This window comes from Curtobacterium sp. 8I-2 (genome assembly GCF_902506155.1).
GTDB classification, from domain to species: domain Bacteria; phylum Actinomycetota; class Actinomycetes; order Actinomycetales; family Microbacteriaceae; genus Curtobacterium; species Curtobacterium poinsettiae.
Genome location: NZ_LR732827.1, coordinates 1 through 17,934 on the forward strand (window position 1 = coordinate 1; position 17,934 = coordinate 17,934).

Annotated in this window: 15 protein-coding genes and 1 tRNA gene; 12 read left to right on the forward strand and 4 right to left on the reverse strand. The window is 71.0% G+C overall.

Features of this window, described 5'->3' with window-relative positions; all coding sequences use genetic code 11:
- Positions 1-375 precede the first annotated feature (375 nt).
- A tRNA-Leu gene (locus tag BOSE127_RS03705) sits at positions 376-461 on the reverse strand.
- 161 nt (positions 462-622) lie between these two features.
- Here BOSE127_RS03705 and BOSE127_RS03710 point away from each other — a divergent pair.
- The 3 genes from BOSE127_RS03710 (at position 623) to mshC (ending at position 4,085) form a co-directional block, all read left to right on the forward strand.
- Positions 623-1,951, forward strand: a complete 1,329-nt coding sequence (locus BOSE127_RS03710; RefSeq protein WP_017887303.1) for a M20/M25/M40 family metallo-hydrolase — start codon at positions 623-625, stop codon at positions 1,949-1,951.
- 62 nt (positions 1,952-2,013) lie between these two features.
- Positions 2,014-2,844: an undecaprenyl-diphosphate phosphatase gene (locus tag BOSE127_RS03715; protein WP_017887304.1), complete on the forward strand. Its 831-nt coding sequence runs from the start codon at positions 2,014-2,016 to the stop codon at positions 2,842-2,844.
- Positions 2,841-4,085, forward strand: a complete 1,245-nt coding sequence (gene mshC, locus BOSE127_RS03720) for a cysteine--1-D-myo-inosityl 2-amino-2-deoxy-alpha-D-glucopyranoside ligase (RefSeq protein ID WP_017887305.1) — start codon at positions 2,841-2,843, stop codon at positions 4,083-4,085. The genes BOSE127_RS03715 and mshC overlap by 4 nt, the downstream gene beginning before the upstream one ends.
- 357 nt (positions 4,086-4,442) lie before the next feature.
- Here mshC and BOSE127_RS03725 read toward each other — a convergent pair whose 3' ends face one another.
- Positions 4,443-5,366: a proteasome assembly chaperone family protein gene (locus BOSE127_RS03725; protein WP_017887306.1), complete on the reverse strand. Its 924-nt coding sequence runs from the start codon at positions 5,364-5,366 to the stop codon at positions 4,443-4,445.
- Between the two features lie 147 nt (positions 5,367-5,513).
- Here BOSE127_RS03725 and BOSE127_RS03730 point away from each other — a divergent pair, with 147 nt between their 5' ends.
- The 9 genes from BOSE127_RS03730 to BOSE127_RS03770 all read left to right on the forward strand — a co-directional run bounded on the left by BOSE127_RS03730 (position 5,514) and on the right by BOSE127_RS03770 (position 16,086).
- Positions 5,514-6,263 (forward strand): HAD family hydrolase, encoded by a 750-nt coding sequence (locus BOSE127_RS03730; protein ID WP_159556241.1) that lies wholly within the window; start codon positions 5,514-5,516, stop codon positions 6,261-6,263.
- Positions 6,260-7,447 carry a tRNA (adenine-N1)-methyltransferase gene (locus tag BOSE127_RS03735; protein ID WP_159556243.1) on the forward strand — a complete coding sequence of 396 codons (1,188 nt, stop codon included), beginning with the start codon at positions 6,260-6,262 and terminating at the stop codon, positions 7,445-7,447. The genes BOSE127_RS03730 and BOSE127_RS03735 overlap by 4 nt, the downstream gene beginning before the upstream one ends.
- Positions 7,448-7,489: 42 nt before the next feature.
- Positions 7,490-8,410, forward strand: coding sequence for an FKBP-type peptidyl-prolyl cis-trans isomerase (locus BOSE127_RS03740; RefSeq protein ID WP_052481627.1), 921 nt, complete (start codon positions 7,490-7,492; stop codon positions 8,408-8,410).
- 71 nt (positions 8,411-8,481) lie between these two features.
- Positions 8,482-9,534 (forward strand): helix-turn-helix transcriptional regulator, encoded by a 1,053-nt coding sequence (locus BOSE127_RS03745; RefSeq protein WP_159556245.1) that lies wholly within the window; start codon positions 8,482-8,484, stop codon positions 9,532-9,534.
- Positions 9,527-10,498, forward strand: a complete 972-nt coding sequence (locus BOSE127_RS03750) for a helix-turn-helix transcriptional regulator (protein WP_042537297.1) — start codon at positions 9,527-9,529, stop codon at positions 10,496-10,498. The genes BOSE127_RS03745 and BOSE127_RS03750 overlap by 8 nt, the downstream gene beginning before the upstream one ends.
- 335 nt (positions 10,499-10,833) lie before the next feature.
- The gene (tatC, locus tag BOSE127_RS03755) at positions 10,834-11,586 is read left to right on the forward strand and encodes a twin-arginine translocase subunit TatC (protein ID WP_031259811.1); all 753 of its coding nucleotides are present in this window, start codon (positions 10,834-10,836) and stop codon (positions 11,584-11,586) included.
- Entirely contained in the window at positions 11,583-14,021 is a 2,439-nt protein-coding gene (locus BOSE127_RS03760) for a DEAD/DEAH box helicase (protein ID WP_042537229.1), read from the forward strand. The genes tatC and BOSE127_RS03760 overlap by 4 nt, the downstream gene beginning before the upstream one ends.
- Before the next feature lie 11 nt (positions 14,022-14,032).
- Complete coding sequence (lnt, locus tag BOSE127_RS03765) at positions 14,033-15,625, forward strand: apolipoprotein N-acyltransferase (RefSeq protein ID WP_236559498.1); 1,593 nt, start codon at positions 14,033-14,035, stop codon at positions 15,623-15,625.
- A 110-nt stretch (positions 15,626-15,735) separates the two neighbouring features.
- Positions 15,736-16,086 (forward strand): RNA polymerase-binding protein RbpA, encoded by a 351-nt coding sequence (locus tag BOSE127_RS03770; RefSeq protein WP_027465636.1) that lies wholly within the window; start codon positions 15,736-15,738, stop codon positions 16,084-16,086.
- A 73-nt stretch (positions 16,087-16,159) separates the two neighbouring features.
- On the opposite strand, the gene BOSE127_RS03775 is transcribed toward BOSE127_RS03770, so the two are convergent.
- Together BOSE127_RS03775 and BOSE127_RS03780 are read right to left on the reverse strand one after the other, a co-directional pair.
- The gene (locus BOSE127_RS03775; protein WP_159556247.1) at positions 16,160-17,374 is read right to left on the reverse strand and encodes an SPFH domain-containing protein; all 1,215 of its coding nucleotides are present in this window, start codon (positions 17,372-17,374) and stop codon (positions 16,160-16,162) included.
- Positions 17,371-17,844, reverse strand: a complete 474-nt coding sequence (locus BOSE127_RS03780) for an NfeD family protein (RefSeq protein ID WP_236559499.1) — start codon at positions 17,842-17,844, stop codon at positions 17,371-17,373. Before BOSE127_RS03780 ends, BOSE127_RS03775 begins: the two co-directional genes overlap by 4 nt.
- Positions 17,845-17,934: the final 90 nt, after the last annotated feature.

Consider the following 17,934-nt stretch of genomic DNA (forward strand, 5'->3'; position numbering starts at 1 on the left):
CATCGTCATCGGCTGGATCACGGGCGCCGTGTCCGGTCGCGACGCGACCTCCCTGATCAAGGAGACCGACCCGCGACGCAACTTCGTCGAGGCGTCGAAGAGCTAGACGCACCCACGGACGCACGGGAGGCGCGGTGCCAGCTGGCACCGCGCCTCCCGTGCGTACGTGCTGCGTTCGCACCGTGCTGTGTTCACGATCTGGTGCGGTGTTGCGTGTTCGGTGCGCGCTTGCAGCGCCGCACGGAGCGCGGAACCTCGCACGGGTTGGGGAGGTGTGCGCGGAGGACGCCCTGAGCGCAGCGATGGCGGCACTCGCCGGGAAGACACAACAGAAAATGCCCCCCGACCGAAAGGTCAGGGGGCACGCATTTCCTGTGTCCGAGAGGGGACTTGAACCCCTACGCCCTAATACGGGCACTAGCACCTCAAGCTAGCGCGTCTACCAATTCCGCCACCCGGACAGGGTGTCTGGTGTCTGTTTCCCGGGGCGAACCCGGCGTTCCTGCCGAGAGAAGACACTAGCACGGGTCTGAACGCGCGATGAACACGGGAGCGCATCCCGGGCGAGTCCTCGGTGTGCCGTCCCGGCGTCGGGGTCGGTGTCGACCGATACCGTGGAGCCATGACGAACCCGGAGCCGTCCGAGCACCAGTCCGTGTCCGAGCTCGAGGCGACCGCGGCGATCGCCCGCGACCTCATCCGCATCGACACGACGAACTGGGGCGAGGGGAAGTCGCGCGGCGAGGCCGAGGCGGCCCACTACGTCGAGGACAGGCTCCGAGCGCTGGGTCTCGAGCCGCAGTTGTTCGAGTCGGAGCCGGACCGGGTGAGCGTGGTTGCGCGTGTCCCCGGGCGGAACCGTGACAAGCCGGCGCTCGTGGTGCACGGGCACCTCGACGTGGTGCCGGCGGATCCGGCGAACTGGTCGGTCGACCCGTTCGGCGGCGTCGTCAAGGACGGTTCGCTGTGGGGCCGCGGTGCCGTGGACATGAAGAACATGGACGCGATGATGCTGACGTCGCTGGCCGACGTCATCGAGCAGCACGGTGCGCCCGAGCGTGACCTGGTCATCGCGTACTTCGCCGACGAAGAGGCCGGGGGAGTCCTGGGTTCGCACCACGTGGTCGACCAGCATCCGGAGGTCTTCGCGGGAGCGTCGGCGGCGATCAGCGAGGTCGGCGGGTACTCGATCACGCTCGGTGACCGTCGCGCCTACCTGCTGCAGACCGGCGAGAAGGCGCTCATGTGGGTGAAGCTGATCGCGCGCGGTACCGCTGCCCACGGCTCGCACGTGATCCGCGACAACGCCGTCACGAAGCTCGCAGCGGCGGTCGCCCGGATCGGCAGCGAGGAGTGGCCCGTTCGGCTCTCGGCCACGACGGACGCGATGGTCGCCGAGGTGGCGCGGTTCCTCGGCGTCGACCCGACGGTGACCGGTCCGGACGAGGTCGCGCTGGCCACCGGGTCGGCGTCGCGGTTCATCCACGCCGCGCTGCACACCACGTCGAACCCGACGGTGCTGACCGCGGGCTACAAGCACAACGTCATCCCCGACACCGCCGAGGCGCTGGTCGACATCCGTTGCCTGCCGGGCGATGAGGAGTCCGTGCTGGAACGGGTGCGGGAGCTCGCCGGACCCGAGGTCGAGGTGGTCATGTCGTTCCGCGACATCGGCCTCGAGCAGGACTTCGGCGGCCCCCTGGTCGACGCGGTCCGCGATGTCCTGGGGCGGCACGACCCGGGCGCCCCGGTCCTGCCGTACCTGCTGTCCGGCGGCACCGACAACAAGGCGCTCTCGACGCTCGGCATCGCCGGGTACGGGTTCGTGCCGTTGCAGCTGCCCGCCGGTGTGGACTTCCCGGCGATGTTCCACGGGGTCGACGAGCGGGTGCCGCTCGACTCGCTCGCGTTCGGCCGGCGGGTGCTGGGCGACCTGCTCGCGACGTACTGATATTGTTCGTGGTCGCCGTCGTGGCGGTGCCCTGACCGACCTCCCCCCGAAAGGCCCGTGCGATGCACATCCTCGAGGCGATCTTCCTCGGCTTCGTCCAGGGGCTCACCGAGTTCCTGCCCGTGTCCTCCAGCGCGCACCTGCGCATCGTCGGGCTGTTCCTGCCCGACGCGAAGGACCCGGGTGCGGCCTTCACCGCCGTGACGCAGCTCGGCACCGAGACCGCGGTGCTCATCTACTTCTGGAAGGACATCACCCGGATCATCGGGCGGTGGTTCCGGTCGGTGGTCAAGCGTGACGTGCCGAAGGGCGACCCCGACGTCCGCGTCGGCTGGCTGGTGATCCTCGGAACGATCCCGATCGGGGTCGCCGGGCTCCTGCTCAAGGACTCCATCGAGACGACGTTCCGGTCGCTCTGGATCGTCGCGATCGTCCTCATCGTGTTCGGTGTCGTCCTCGGGGTGCTCGACCGGGTCGGCCGCAAGGAGCGCCGGATCGAGCAGATGACGTTCCGCGGCGGTCTGCTCATCGGCCTGGCGCAGATGCTCGCCCTGGTGCCCGGGGTGTCCCGTTCCGGTGCGACGGTGTCGATGGGGCTCGCCCTCGGCTACACCCGTCCGGCGGCCGCTCGGTTCGCGTTCCTGCTGGCGATCCCGGCGGTGTTCCTGTCCGGGTTCTACGAGGCCGCGACGAGCCTCGGTGACCACGGATCGCCGTTCGGACTCGCCGACACGCTCATCGCCACGGTCGTCGCGTTCGTGGTCGGGTTCGTCGTGATCGCAGCGTTCATGAACTACATCAGCAAGCGCAGCTTCATGCCCTTCGTCGTTTACCGGATCGCACTCGGTATCGTGCTCATCGTGTTGTTGTCGCTCGGAGTGATCCAGCCGTGAGGGCCTGGCAGGCCCCATCCGTCCCCGACGTCCCCGGCGCCGCGCCCCGACCGGTCGTCCACGACACCGCCACAGGCAAGCCGGTGGACCCCGCCCGCGACGAGGACCGTGCCGCGCTGTACGTCTGCGGCATCACACCGTACGACGCCACGCACCTCGGTCACGCGGCGACGTACCTGGCGTTCGACACCCTCGGCCGCGCCTGGCGCGACGCCGGGCTCGACGTCGAGTACGCGCAGAACGTCACCGACGTCGACGACCCGCTGCTCGAGCGCGCCGCTCGCGACGGGATCGACTGGCGCGAGCTCGCTGCGTCCCAGGTCGACCTGTTCCGTCGCGACATGGAGTCGCTGCGGATCCTGCCGCCGGACGACTTCGTGGCCGTGACCGACGAGGTCGAGCGGGTCGCCGAGGCCGTGTCGTTCCTGCAGGAGACCGGCTACGCGTACGAGGTCCCGACCGACGACGCCGAGGGCGACGACCTGTACTTCGACGTCAGCCGGCCCACCGACGCGTGGACCCTCGGCGACGAGAGCGGCCTCGACCGCGAGACCATGCTGACCCTCGCCGCCGAACGCGGCGGTGACCCCGACCGTCCGGGCAAGCGCGACCCGCTCGACCCGTTGCTGTGGCGCGCCGCGCGGGACGGCGAGCCGGCCTGGGACACCGAGATCGGCCCCGGACGCCCCGGCTGGCACATCGAGTGCAGCGTCATCGCCGGCGACCGCCTCGGTCTGCCGATCAGCGTGCAGGGCGGCGGGAGCGACCTCGTGTTCCCGCACCACGAGATGAGTGCCGGGCACGCTGCGGCCCTCGCCCACCAGCCCCTCGCGAACGCGTTCGTGCACACCGGGATGATCGCCTACCAGGGCACGAAGATCTCGAAGTCGCTCGGCAACCTGGTCACCGTGCGTGGCCTGCTCGACGATGGCGCCGACCCCCGGGCGATCCGACTCGCGCTGCTGTCGCACAAGTACTCCGACGACTGGGAGTGGTTCGCCACCGAGCTGACGAGTGCCGAGACGCGGCTCGCGGGCTGGGACGCCTGGGCCTCCGGAGCATCGGCCGGGCACGCCGACGACGCGGCCGACGTCGCCACGCGCATCCGTGCGCGGGTGTCGGACGACCTCGACACGCCGGGGGCGGTCGCAGCGGTGGACACGGCGATCGCGGGCGGCACGGCGTGCACTCCCGAGCTCGTCGACCTGATCGACGCGCTGCTCGGCATCCGCCTGGCCTGAGCTCGGTCGCGACCTGTCGCGTGCGTGCCGCCGAGGGGTCAGGAACCGTCGCCGAGGCGGGCCGCAGCCGACAGTTCGCGACCAGTCGCCGGAGGTGAGTGGTGTGTCGTGACCGTTCGCGGCCGCCGGACGGGAGGCTCGTGGCGGGTCAGCCCCGTGCCTCCCGTCCGCGGAGTGGTCGCGACGCGTCGCGTGCGCGCCGCCGAGGGGTCAGGAACCGTCCCCCAGGCGGGCCGCAGCCGACAGTTCGCGACCACCCGGCGGACGCGAGCGGCGTGTCGTGACCGCACACCCCACGACGGACAGGAGGCACGGTGCCAGCCGGCACCGTGCCTCCTGTCCGTCAGTGGGTGACGGCTACTGCTGGGGTCGCCAGGGCCCCTCGCCACCGGCGGTGCCGCCGTCCTTGCCGTCCTTGCGCTCCCGGCGACGGAGGTACTGCTCGAACTCCTGCGCGATGGCGTCGCCGGAGGCCTCGGGGGAGTCGACGGTGTCGCGTGCCTGCTCGAGCTGCCCGATGTACGACGCCATGTCCTCGTCGTCGGCGGCGAGGGCGTCGATGCCCTCCTCCCACTCGGTGGCGTCGTCGAGTAGCGACCCGCGGGGCACCGTGACGTCCGTGAGCTCCTCGATCTTGTCGAGCAGCGAGAGCGTGGCCTTCGGCGAGGGGGAGTTGTGCACGTAGTGCGGCACGGACGCCCAGAGCGAGAGCGTGGTCAGCCCCGCCTTGTCCATCGCGTCGGCGAGGACACCGAGGATGCCGGTCGGCCCCTCGTACGAGGACTTGTCGACGTCGAAGGCAGCGCGGACGCCGGCGTTCTCACTCGACACAAAGACCGAGATCGGTCGGGTGTGCGGGACGTCGGCGAGCATGGCGCCGACGAAGACGACGGCGTCGATCGAGTAGACGTCCGCCAGGTCGATGATCTCCGAGCAGAAGCCACGCCAGGTGCGCGAGGGCTCGGGGCCGACCAGCACGAACACGTCGCGGTCGGTGGGGGAGCCGGTGGCGCCGATGACCGGACGCCCTTCGGCTCCGGGGCCGTGCAGCACGATCCGGGGCCACTGCACGCCGCGGTTGCCGTCGTCGTCGGTGCCGACGGTGGGCCGGTTGAACTGGTAGTCGACGTACCGCTCGCCGTCGAGCTCGCGGAGTTCGTCGAGGCCGAGCGACTCGACGATGCGACGCGCCAGACCGCTCGCGGCCTCGCCGGCGTCGTTCCAGCCCTCGAAGGCGACGACGAGCAAGCGGCCGTCGCTGAAGGGGGAGTGCTGTGGCACGGAGCGGACCTCCTGGTGGTGGAGCGGAGCGGGGCGGGAGCGATGCCCCCGGCCGGACACGATTCAGGCATCCACTGTAGGCCCAGGGGGTGCCGGCGGACGTGCGCGTCCGCGCCCAGCGGAACGGCCCCGGTAGACTCGTCGCCCGTGACCGCGCATCCTCCTGCCCTCGTCCCGCCCGCAGCCGTGCTGTGGGACATGGACGGCACGATCATCGACACCGAGCCGATCTGGCAGCGGTCCCAGGTGGACCTGACGACCCGGTACGGCGCCGAGTGGACGGAAGCGGACGGCCTGTCCCTGGTGGGCAGCGGCCTCGAGCGCTCTGGCGAGCTCCTGCGCGCCAAGGGCGTCGACATGGAGGTCGAGGAGATCATCCAGTGGATGACCGACTACGTGATGGAGCACCTGCGCGACGGCGAGCTGCCGTGGCGTCCGGGTGCCCGTGAGCTCATCGAGGAGCTGCACGCCCGCGGCATCCCCACCGCGCTGGTGACGATGTCCCGGCGCAAGATGGCGCTCGTCGCCGCCGAGGCCCTGGGCGAGCGCGGCTTCCGCGTCGTCGTGGCCGGTGACGACGTCGACCGCCCGAAGCCGTTCCCGGACGCCTACCTGTCCGCCGCCGCGCAGCTCGGCGTCGAGCCCACCGCGTGCGTTGCGATCGAGGACTCCGCCACCGGAGTCGCGTCGGCCGTCGCCTCCGGCGCCGTCACGGTCGCCGTCGAGCACATCGTCCCGCTGTCCGAGATCGCCGGCGGCGACGTGCACCTGACCACCCTGGCGGGCGTCGACGTCGACCGGCTGGTCGAGTTGACGACGCCGGCACTGGCCGCACGGGCTGGAGGCGCGGTGCCGGACCCGGCGCACGCTGCGGACACCGAAGGGGTCACCCGATGAGCCACACCGACGACGCACGCGACTTAGCGGACGCGAGCAGCGCCTCCAGTCCGACCGCGGACCCGACCGCAGCCCTCCCGCACACCGCGGGCGGGGCACCACACACGCCGCCGCGCGGCCCGTTCCGGGCCGGCGACCGCGTGCAGCTCACCGGTCCGAAGGGCAAGCTCACGACGCTGTCCCTCGAGACCGCCGGTGAGTACCACACGCACCGCGGGGTGCTCCGGCACGACGACGTCATCGGCCAGCCCGACGGCTCGGTCATCCGGGCGAGCACCGGCGACGAGTACCTCGCGCTCCGTCCGCTGCTCAACGACTACGTGATGTCGATGCCGCGTGGTGCGGCGATCGTCTACCCGAAGGACGCGGCGCAGATCGTGGCCTTCGCGGACGTCTTCCCCGGGGCCCGCGTGGTCGAGGCCGGTGTCGGCTCGGGGGCGCTGTCGCTGTTCCTGCTCCGCGCGATCGGCCCGACCGGGCAGCTGCAGTCGTTCGAGCGCCGCGAGGAGTTCGCCGCGATCGCCAAGGGCAACGTCGGCACCTTCCTGGGTGCTGTCCCGGACAACTGGTCCGTCACCGTCGGTGACCTGGTCGAGTCGCTGCCCGACGCGACCGAGCCGCAGAGCGTCGACCGCGTCGTGCTCGACATGCTCGCGCCGTGGGAGTGCGTGGACGCCGCAGCCGACGCCCTCGTGCCCGGCGGACTCATCGTCTGCTACGTCGCGACCGTCACGCAGCTGTCCCGCACGGCCGAGGCGCTGCGCGACACCGGACGCTTCACCGACCCGATGCCGAGCGAGACCCTGGTGCGCACCTGGCACGTCGAGGGGCTCGCCGTCCGCCCGGACCACCGCATGGTCGGGCACACCGGGTTCCTGATCACGGCACGACGCCTGGCCGACGGCACGGTCCTGCCGAACCTGAAGCGCCGAGCGGGCAAGGCCGAGTTCTCGGACGAGGACATCGAGGCGTGGACCCCGGGAGCCGTGGGCGAGCGGGCGACGAGCGACAAGAAGCTCCGCAAGGTGGCCCGGCAGTCGGCGGCGCAGGCGCGCAAGGTCGCGGCGGCCGAGGCATCGTCGGCGGTGGTTCCGTCGGATGCCGCCGTGGCTCCGTCGGGGGCCGACGGGGTTCCGTCGGATGCCGCTGGGGCTCCGTCCGGGGCCGCCGAGGACGAACGGTAGGCTGACGGCGTGCCCGTCCTGCATCGAACGGAAAGAGGGTCCGTGCGCACCATCCCCGCACTCCTGGTCACCATCGGTCTCGCGGTGTCCCTCACCGCCTGCGCCTCGAACGGTGCCGGCACCACGCCCGCGAGCTGTGCCGCTCCCGGTGCCGCTTCCGAAGCGGTGACCGCCACCGGCAAGTTCGGCTCGGAGCCGAAGGTCACCGTGCCGAAGGGCCTCACCACCAAGGGCACCCAGGTGTCCGTGCTGAAGCAGGGCACCGGTCGCACCATCGACGACGGCACCCCCGTCCTGGTCGAGTACACCCTGGTCGACGGTTCCACCGGCCAGGTCGCCCAGACGAGCGGCTACTCGGGCCAGACCGCGCCGATCACCGCGGGCGCGAGCAACTACGGGGCCCTCGGCGACTCGCTGCAGTGCGCCCACGTCGGCGACCGCCTGGCGGTGGCCCTGCCGAAGAGCGCCCTGAGCAGCACCGGCGGCGCCGCTGGTACCGACTCGTCCAAGAAGACCGAGGACGCCGTGATCGCCGTCATCGACGTCAAGCGGGCGTTCGACGCCCGAGCCACCGGCACCCCGCAGCTCGCCGGCGACAAGATGCCCGCCGTCGTGCTCGCACCGTCCGGTGCCCCCGGCATCACGATCCCGTCGTGGAGTGCCCCGAAGTCGAACGAGACGCACCTGCTCCGCAAGGGCGACGGCCGCGAGCTCACCGCGAAGGACACCGCGGTCATCAAGTACACCGCCGTCACCTGGGGTGCCGACCCGTCCGTCGTCGGCTCCAGCTGGACCGACGGTTCCGGCGCGCAGGCGGTCCCGCTCACCAAGGGCCAGGTCGACGAGGGCGTCCGGAACGCGATCGTCGGGCACCGCGTCGGTGACCAGGTCCTGGCGATCGTCAACCAGCAGGGGACCGCGAACGCCTACGTGATCGACGTCCTCGGAGCGATCTCGAACTGACCTCCTCCGACCGTCCACGGACCGCGGCGCGGGTGCACTCCGGTGCACCCGCGCTGCCGTAGGATCGGCTCGTGCCAGCGACCCGTGTGCCCCGTGTGCCCGCCGAGGAGCGGCTGTTCAGCCTCGTGCTCGCGCTGCTCTCGACGGAGTCCGGGCTGACCAAGGCCGAGATCCTGGCCAACGTGCAGGGGTACCGGCAGCGGTTCTCGACCGGTGGCGACAACGCCTCGCTCGAGCGTCAGTTCGAACGCGACAAGGACGACGTCCGCGAGCTCGGCATCCCGCTCGAGACCATCGAGACGCCGGGTGCCGCGGGCAACAACCAGACGCTCCGCTACCGGATCCCGAAGGGCGAGTACGACCTGCCCGTCGACGTCCGGTTCACCCCGGACGAATCCGCGCTGCTGTCCCTGGCCGCGATGGCGTGGCGCGAGGGCGCACTGTCCGCCGACTCCCGCCGCGGCCTGCTGAAGGTGCGCTCGGCGGGTGCCGAGGACGACGACGGTGCCCTGCAGCTCGGGGTCGACGCCTACGCCCCGCGGCTCCGCGCCCGGGACGCCTCGTTCGAACCGCTCCGCTCCGCGCTCGACCGCGGCGCAGCCGTCCGCTTCGACTACATCACGCCCGGGCAGCACGAAGCCCGCCGGCGTGAGGTCGCCCCGCTCGCCCTCGTGCAGCACGGCGGTCGGTGGATGCTCGCCGCCCACGAGTTCGCGACCGACTCCGACAAGAACTACCTGCTGTCCCGGATCGTCGGACCCGTCACCCAGTACGCGGTCGGACAGCACACCGCGCCCGTCGGCGCGGGGGAGCGCACCCTCGCCGAGCTCGAGCGGATCTGGGCCGAGCGCACCGCACGCATCGCCGTGGCACCCGGGTCCGACGCCGAACGCCGACTCACCCGTCGCCGCGACACCGAGACCGACGCCGACGGCGGGCTCGTGCTGCACCACGTCGACCCACAGATCCTGGCCGAGGAACTCGCAGCATTCGGTCCCGAGGTCCGGGTGCTCGAGCCGGCCGACCTGCGGGCACGGGTCGAAGAGCGCCTCCGCGCGCTCGTGCGCGACCACACCGCCGACGACCGTGCCGCAGCCCCCGGAGAGGACCCCGTTCGTGGCTGACGCCCAACCCCTGCAGGCGCAGGACAAGCTCGCCTTCCTGCTCGCCCTGGTGCCGTACCTGATCGACCGCGAGCGTGTCTCGGTGGCCGAGGCCGCTCGGCACTTCGGGGTGCCAGAAGCCCGCATCCGCCGCGCCGTCGAACTCATCGCGGTGTCGGGGGTCCCGGGCGAGACGATGCAGTACCAGCACGGTGACCTGTTCGACATCGCGTGGGACGACTTCGACCAGAACGACATGATCGTCCTGACCAACCTGGTGGCGATCGACGACTCGCCCCGCCTGTCCGCTCGCGAGGCCTCGGCACTCATCGCCGGCTTGCAGTACCTGTCCGCGCTGCCCGAGGCCGCAGACCGCGACGCCATCCGCGCCCTCATGGCCAAGCTGTCCCGCGGTGCCGGGGGAGCGGCGTCGACCGTCGCCGTCGGGCAGGACCTGCACGACGTCGCCCTCGCCACCATCCGCCGGGCCATGTCGGACGGCCGCGGTCTGGTCTTCGAGTACGCCGGACCGCGCACGCAGGGCAGCACCCGACGGGTCGACCCGCTCCGCGTCGAGTCGATCGACACCGACTGGTACCTGCGCGCGTGGGACCTCGACCGGCAGGCGCTCCGGACGTTCCGGCTCGACCGGATGTCCGAGGCCCGTGTCGACGACCGTCCCGCCGAGAAGACGATCGACCAGGTCGTCATCCCGGACACGCTCTTCCAGCAGGCCGCCGACGACGTCATCGTCACCGTGGAACTCGACTCCACGTCGCTGCCGTTGGTCGCCGACTTCCTGGCCGACACCGCCGACGCGCCCGACACCGACGGGCGTGTGCGCATCCGGCTCGCGGCGTCGCACGGGTTCGACGGGGTGGTCCGGCTCGTCGCGGGGTTGCCCGGCCGCGCGGTGGTGCTCGACCCGCCCGCTGCCCGTGACGCCGTGCGCGACTTCGCCGCCGCGGCCCTCGCCGCCGGCTGACGTCCGCCCCGGGGTCTCCGTCGGTCGCTTCTCGCCCGATCTCGCCAGGTGTGCCCGTTCCCGCTCGGTGGGCCGCGGGTGCCTGGTCGTTCCGGGCGTACCTGGTGCGTTGATCCGACCAGGTACGTCCGATCTCGCCAGGTACGCCCCGTTGCGCCCGCCCAACCGGCCACCCGCCGAACCCGCTCGGCCCGCCCGCACCCCCCGCACCCCGCCCACGCCGACCCCCGGCGGACTGTCGGTCCCGACCCCGTAAGATCGACCACATGGCTTCGACGACCGCGCGCGGGCGAGCGAAGCGGCAGGGGCGCCAGAAGACCGACGCCGAAGGCCGCATGTCGCTCGGGCAGCACCTCATCGAGCTGCGCAACCGCCTCTTCCGCGCAGTGGTGGCGATCGTCATCGGCGCGGTCGGTGGATGGTTCCTCACCCCGTGGGTGCTCGACTCGCTGCGGGCACCGGTGACCGAGCTCGCCAAGGTCGGCGGGCACACCGCCGAGCTGAACTTCCCGATGATCACCGGGGCGTTCGACCTCAAGCTGCAGATCGCGATCACCATCGGTGTCGTCATCGCGAGCCCCGTCTGGCTGTACCAGATCTGGGCGTTCATCGTGCCGGCGCTGATCCGGCGTGAGCGGCAGTACGTGTGGGGCTTCCTCGGCACCGCCATCCCGCTGTTCTTCGCCGGGTGCTACTTCGGGTGGTACATCCTGCCGCACGTGGTCGGCATCCTCGGCAGCTTCGTGTCCAGCCAGGACACCTCGATCGTCGATGCGAAGGCGTACTACGACTTCGTCATCAAGCTCATCGTCGCGGTGGGCATCGCCTTCGTCCTGCCGGTGTTCATCGTCCTGCTGAACTTCGTCGGCGTTCTGTCGGCCGCCGCGATCATCAAGAGCTGGCGCGTCGCGATCCTCTGCATCCTGGTCTTCTGCGCCATCGTGACCCCGAGCGCCGACGTCATCTCGATGTTCCTGCTCGCCGTCCCGATGGTGGTGCTCTACATCGCAGCGTGCTTCGTCGCCTGGATCCACGACCGCCGCGTGGCCAAGCGGCAGGCGAAGCTCGACGAGGAGTACGGCCTGTGAGCGGCACGAGCGCAGCCGAGCGCTTCGCCGCGGCCAAGGTGCGCAACCGGTCGCGCAACCTCGAGCTCTTCCGGACCGACCTGCGGTTCGACCTCGACCCGTTCCAGTTCGCGGCCTGTGACGCGCTCGACCAGGGCCGCAGCGTGCTGGTCGCCGCCCCGACCGGTGCAGGCAAGACGATCATCGCCGAGTTCGCCATCTGGCTCGCCATGCGGCAGCCGACGGCGAAGGTGTTCTACACGACCCCGATGAAGGCGCTCAGCAACCAGAAGTACGCCGAGCTCGTCGACGTCTACGGCGAGTCCGAGGTCGGCCTGCTCACCGGCGACACCAACGTCAACCCCCGCGCCCGCGTCGTCGTGATGACGACCGAGGTGCTGCGGAACATGATCTACGCCGATTCGGACCTGCTCGACGACCTCGCCTGGGTGGTCCTCGACGAGGTGCACTACCTGGCCGACCGGTTCCGCGGTGCCGTGTGGGAAGAAGTGATCCTGCACCTGCCGACCGAGGTCCGCCTGGTCTCGCTCAGTGCCACGGTGTCCAACGCCGAGGAGTTCGGCGACTGGCTGCAGACCGTCCGTGGCGACACCGACGTCATCGTCTCCGAAGACCGCCCGGTCCCGCTCGAGCAGCACGTCCTGGTCGGCTCGAAGATGGTCGACCTGTTCGACTCGAGCGGCGCAGCGGCGACGAACCGTGTCAACCCCGAACTGCTCCGCATGGTCGGCGGCGGCGCACGGAGCGAGCGGAACGGCGGCGGACACCGCGGTCGTCGTGGTCGCGGGGGCTACCCCGAGCGCCGTGGGCCGCGCACCGAGAAGGTGCACCGCGAGCAGATCGCGCACATGCTCGACGAGCGGATGCTGCTGCCCGCGATCTTCTTCGTGTTCAGCCGCAACGGTTGCGACCAAGGCGTCCGGAACGTCCTGCGGTCAGGGCTGTCGCTGACGACGGTGCCGGAGCGCAACGAGATCCGTGAGACCGCGGAGTACCACTGCCGCACCCTGCCGGACGAGGACCTCGCAGTGCTCGGCTACTGGGAGTTCCTGGAAGGCCTCGAGCGCGGGGTCGCGGCGCACCACGCCGGCATGCTCCCCGCATTCAAGGAGGTCGTGGAGAACCTCTTCCAGCGCAAGCTGCTGAAGGTCGTCTTCGCCACCGAGACCCTGGCGCTCGGCGTGAACATGCCGGCGCGCACCGTCGTGCTCGAGAAGCTCGAGAAGTTCAACGGCGAAGCGCGTGTGCCGATCACCCCGGGGGAGTACACCCAGCTCACCGGTCGTGCCGGTCGTCGCGGGATCGACGTCGAGGGGCACTCGGTCATCCAGTGGACCGACGGACTCGACCCGCAGGCCGTGGCGTCGCTGGCCAGCCGTCGCACGTACCCGCTCAACTCGTCGTTCAAGCCGACCTACAACATGGCGGTCAACCTGATCGACCAGTTCGGCCGGCAGCGCACGCGCGAGGTCCTCGAGACGTCGTTCGCCCAGTTCCAGGCCGACCGGTCGGTGGTCGACCTCGCCCGCAAGGTCCGCTCGCAGCAGGAGTCGCTCGACGGCTACCAGCAGGCGATGCAGTGCCACCTCGGCGACTTCACCGAGTACTCGGCGCTCCGCCGAGAGCTCTCGGACCTCGAGCGCACGAACGTCCCTGGGGGTCGAGAGGCATCGCACGGCGCCCGCCAGGAACGCCAGGCCGCGATCACCGCGGTCCGCCGTCAGCTGCAGCGCCACCCCTGTCACACCTGCCCGGAACGCGAGGCCCACGCCCGCTGGTCCGAGCGCTGGTGGAAGCTCAAGCGCGCCAACGACAAGCTCGTCCAGCAGATCCGGTCCCGCACGGGCGCCGTCGCGACGACGTTCGACCGGGTCACCGAGGTCCTGCTCGAGCTCGGCTACCTGGTGGACGGCGGCAACGGTGAAGCCACCGTGGCAGCCGGCGGCCGTCGTCTGCAGCGGATCTACGGCGACCGCGACCTGCTCGTGGCCGAGTGCCTCGAGGCGGGTGTCTGGAAGGACCTCACCCCGGCGCAGCTCGCCGCCATGGCCGCGACGATCATCTACCAGCCCCGTCGCGAGGACGCGCCCGGCACCGAGCACGCGCTGCCCCGTGGTGCGTTCCGCCCGGCGCTCGACGAGACCCTGACGATCTGGTCACGCCTCGACGACATCGAGCGTGCGGCACGTCTGGCCGGCTCGCAGCCGCCCACCCCGGCGATGGCGGTCGGCATGTTCCGCTGGGCCTCGGGCTCGGCGCTCGACGACGTCCTCCGGACCCTCGACCTGCCCGCCGGCGACTTCGTGCGCTGGTCGAAGCAAGTCATCGACCTGCTCGACCAGATCCGGAACGCCGGCGACGACGACCTGGCCCAGACCGCGAGACGTGCGACGGACGCGGTCCGCCGCGGCATCGTCGCCTACGCAGCGGTCTGACAGGAGGCACGGTGCGGGTTCCGGAGACGACTGTGCGCGGGCTGCCCACGCGCGTCGGCCGCGGGGCGGCCGCGATCGGCCCGTTCGCCGCGTTGCCGCTGGGCACCGCGCTACCACTGGCCGTCATCGGCGGGATCCTGTTCGCCCTCGCGTTCCCGTCGCCCGGGTGGTGGTTCCTGGCCTACCCGGCGCTCGCCTGCATGCTGCTCGCGGTGATGGGGCAGCGTGCACGGCGCGCGGCGTGGATCGGCTACCTCGCCGGTGCGGCGTTCTGGATCCCCGCGATCTCGTGGGCCGGCCGCTACCTGGGCCCGGTCCCGTGGTTCGCGCTGGCGCTGTTGGAGGCCGCGTTCTTCGCCCTCGGCAGCGTGGCCATCGCCCTGGCGTACCGCTGGGTCGCGCGCGTGGTGCCGTCGACCGCCGGACGCGTGTGGGGCCTCCCGGCCGTCGTCGCCGCACTCTGGACCGGACGCGAGTGGTTCTCGGGGAGCTGGCCGTACGGCGGATTCGCCTGGGGGCGGGTCGGGCTGTCGCAGTCGCAGGGGCCGTTCGCGCACCTGGCCGCGTACGTCGGCGTCCTCGGACTCACCTTCGTCGTCGTGTACTGCGTCGCGGTCGTCGTGTCGCTCGCGCTCGTGGCGCCCCGCGCGCCGGGCGTCACCCTCCGCCTGCCCGTGCGGGTGGCGACGGCGGGCCTGCTCGTCGCGGCGGTCCTGGCGGTGCCGGCGTGGCCGACGGCGACGAGCGGCACCATCCGGGTCGAGTCGGTGCAGGGCAACGGACCGGCTGGCTACTTCGACCGCGCGCAGCCAGGCGACGTCCTGGCGGCGCAGGTCGCGGCGACGGACGTGGACGCGAAGGGTGTGGACCTGGTCGTCTGGCCCGAGGCAGGTGCGGAGTACGACCCGCGCCAGCAGCCCGTCATCGCCTCGGCGCTCGACTCCGTGGTCGACTCGCTCCACGCTCCGATCGTCGCGGGCGCCATCACGCAGACGCCGTCGGGGGTCCTGCACAACACGTCGTTCGTGTGGACCGCGGACGGTTGGCAGTCCTCGTACGACAAGAAGCGCCCGGTGCCGTTCGGTGAGTACGTGCCCGATCGCTGGTTCTTCTCGAAGCTCGCGCCGTCGCTCATCGGTCTGCTGCAGCGCGACTACACGCCGGGGACGAAGCCGAACGTGCTGTCCGTGGCGGGGGTCCGTGCCGGCATCTCGATCTGCTTCGACATCGTCGACGACTCTCTGACCGCCGACATGGTGCGCGGGGGAGCGCAGGTGATCCTCGCGCAGACGAACAACGCCGACTTCTCCGGCACCGACGAGAACCTGCAGCAGCTCGAGATCGCGCGGATGCGGGCCATCGAGACCGGACGCTCGCTCGTGAACATCTCGACCGTCGGAGCGTCGCAGGTCATCGACCCGAGCGGCCGCACGATCGACCGGGTTCCTGAGTACACCGCGACCTCGATGGTGACCGACGTGCCGCTCGGGACGTCCACCACCCCGGCATCGATCCTGTCCGGGTCGATCACACTCCTGCTCGCCCTCGGCGGGCTGCTCGTGCTCCTGGCCTGCGCCCCCTGGGGTCGTCGCGCTCGCTCCTGATCCGACCCGCCGCGCCCAGCCACTGGGAACGGACTGTGAATGCGCCGGTACGGGATTGATGGGGCGTGGGACAGTGTTGTGGAGGGCAGACGAGCGAGAGGAGCACACACATGGCTGATCGGAGTCTCCGCGGCATGCGGCTCGGGAGTCAGAGTCTCCAGAGCGAAGAGGGCGTCGAGCTCTCGGATCGCAAGCGCGCGGTCTACCAGACGGATTCGGGTGAGACGTTCGACATCGTCTTCTCGGCTGATGCGGACGTCCCCCAGACCTGGTCGGAGCCCCGCTCCGGCCGCGAGGGCCGACTGCTCGGCGACGACGGGATCCCCGTCGAGGTCGCCGAAGAGGACGTGAAGGCACCCCGCACCCACTGGGACATGCTGCTCGAGCGCCGCTCGCGCGAGGAACTCGAGGAGCTCCTCGAAGAGCGCCTGCAGGTCCTCCGCGCACGACGCGGCGCCTGACACCCCACGCACGAACGACGACGCCCGCCCCGGTTCCCCGGGGCGGGCGTCGTCGTTCGTTCGTGCCGACGTGTCAGCGCCGACCGGAGCCGTCGCTCGTCCGGTGACCGGAAGCGTCGTCGCCCGGCGTCGTCGGAGTGTCCTCGACCTGCTCGGCGGTCGCGTCATCGGCGGCCGCGATGTGGGCGTCGACGCTGCGGTTCGACTCGGCCAGACGCGCGTCGAGCTCGGACTCGGGGACGATGTCGGCGGCGGTGGCGTCCGCGCGCGGCATCGTCGTGTCGGCGGATCCGCCCGCGGCGGTGTTCGCCAGGCTCTCGTTCGCGAGCTTCGAGATACGGGACAGGAAGTCCGCGCCACCGGCAGCACCGGCGACCGGTCCGGCGCCGCCACCACCGCGGCTGGCGCTGAAGCCCTTGGCGATGCCGGACAGGGCCTCGGTGAACTCGCTCGGGATCATCCAGAGCTTGTTCGACGTGCCCTCCGCGATCTTCGGCAGGGTCTGCAGGTACTGGTAGGACAGCAGCTTCTCGTCGGGGTCACCGGTGTGGATCGCCTCGAACACGGTCGCGATGGCCTGGGCTTCACCTTCGGCACGCAGGACCTGCGCCTTGGCGTCACCCTCGGCCGCCAGGATCGCGGCCTGCCGCTGACCCTCGGCCTCGAGGATCTGGGACTGCTTGGTGCCCTCGGCCTGCAGGATCGCGGCACGACGGCTGCGCTCGGCACGGAGCTGCTGTTCCATGGCGTCCTGGATGGACACGGGCGGCTCGATCGCCTTGAGCTCGACTCGGCCGACGCGGATGCCCCACTTGCCGGTCGCTTCGTCGAGGACGACGCGCAGCTGGCCGTTGATGTTGTCGCGGCTGGTCAGGGCCTCTTCGAGGTTCAGGCCACCGACCACGTTGCGGAGCGTCGTGGTGGTGAGCTGCTCGACGGCGCCGAGGTAGTTCGCGATCTCGTAGGTCGCCGCACGGGCGTCGGTCACCTGGAAGTAGACGACCGTGTCGATCGAGACCACCAGGTTGTCCTCGGTGATCACGGGCTGCGGCGGGAACGAGACGACCTGCTCGCGCATGTCGAGCAGCGGCCGCAGACGGTCGATGAACGGCACGAGGAGGTTCAACCCCGGGTTGAGGGTCTTGTGGTACTTGCCGAGACGTTCGACGACGCCCGCGGTGGCCTGGGGGACGATGCGGATCGCCTTCGCCAGGACGACGATCACGAAGATGACGACGACGAGGATGAGGACGAGCAGTGCGATCGTCCCCGGGGAGATGCTGGTCACGAGGTGGCCCTTTCTGCGAGGCGTACGACCGCGGTCGACCCCTCGATCGACTCGACGACCACAGGGGTCCCGAGTGGCGGTGTGCGGTCGACGGAGTCCGCGGCGAACCGCGCGCTCCAGGTCTCGCCGTTGGCCAGGCGGACCTGGCCAGGGCTGGAAGCGGTGAAGGCGACCGCGACCGTGCCGGCGAGCCCGATGAGGCCCTCGACGTTGGTGCGGTGCGGGTCGGCGCCACGGCCGAGGGCGACGAGCAGTCGCGGTCGGACGAGCGACAGCAGCACCAGGGCGGCCACCGCGGCGACGATGGCGGACAGCCACCACGGTGCGCCCAGGAGCGCGGCGACCAACCCGCCGGTGGCGCCCGCCGCGAGCATGATGAAGATGAAGTCGAGAGTGAAGATCTCGACCACGCCGAGGAGCAACACCAGGCCGATCCAGACGATGCTCTGGATCCAATCGATTCCGTTCACGCGATCTCCCTCCCTCGGTCGCGCGCGGCGGCTCGCTGCGTCGCGACAGCCGGTACAACTCCGTTCAACATATCAAGGACGTCCGACGAC

What these genes read in the sequence shown, in the direction of transcription:
- BOSE127_RS03710 (WP_017887303.1), top strand. Translation starts at nt 623, where the DNA reads ATGACGAACCCGGAGCCGTCCGAGCACCAGTCCGTGTCCGAGCTCGAG.
- BOSE127_RS03715 (WP_017887304.1), top strand. Translation starts at nt 2,014, where the DNA reads ATGCACATCCTCGAGGCGATCTTCCTCGGCTTCGTCCAGGGGCTCACC.
- BOSE127_RS03735 (WP_159556243.1), top strand. Translation starts at nt 6,260, where the DNA reads ATGAGCCACACCGACGACGCACGCGACTTAGCGGACGCGAGCAGCGCC.
- tatC (WP_031259811.1), top strand. Translation starts at nt 10,834, where the DNA reads ATGTCGCTCGGGCAGCACCTCATCGAGCTGCGCAACCGCCTCTTCCGC.
- BOSE127_RS03770 (WP_027465636.1), top strand. Translation starts at nt 15,736, where the DNA reads ATGGCTGATCGGAGTCTCCGCGGCATGCGGCTCGGGAGTCAGAGTCTC.